General features: G+C 39.9%; 1 protein-coding gene. It reads right to left on the bottom strand.

Features of this window, described 5'->3' with window-relative positions; genetic code table 11:
• Window positions 1-322: KxYKxGKxW signal peptide domain-containing protein (locus tag KH893_RS12595; RefSeq protein ID WP_281166373.1), on the bottom strand; the 322-nt coding region annotated here is incomplete at its 3' end.
• Between the last annotated feature and the right edge of the window lie 94 nt (window positions 323-416).

Genomic DNA, 416 nt, shown 5'->3' with positions numbered 1-416 from the left:
ACGCTATGGAAGACGCAGCGGTCACGTTGCTGCTTGCAGACGAAGCTGCCGAAGACTTTAATTCGGCCACAGATGAAACAACCGTCTCAGTTTGTAACTTAGCCGTTTCTGATTCAACTTGTTTGGTTGAATCCAACGACGAATCCTGGGTTGTGTCGTTGGATTCCGTTTTTTGCTGGTCGGTCGAAATGCTTTTCGTAGCATTGCCTTGTGAATTGACAGAAACATCAGCATTTGCTGAAAGTGGAAACAGCAGCATTCCGGAAGCTAAAACAATACCAATTAACCATGTCTTTCCAGATTTATACATTTTTTTGTGCATGAAAAAATCTCCCCAAATTAATCCCCGAATAAAAATTAAACAATCATCCCCAACAATGATCTAAGTAAAAATTATTAAACGTTGATCATTTTAG

It is taken from the genome of Liquorilactobacillus sicerae, assembly GCF_029916425.1.
GTDB lineage: Bacteria > Bacillota > Bacilli > Lactobacillales > Lactobacillaceae > Liquorilactobacillus > Liquorilactobacillus sicerae.
The sequence above is the reverse complement of the archived record's forward strand: the minus strand, read 5'-3'. Positions and strand labels throughout refer to the sequence as shown.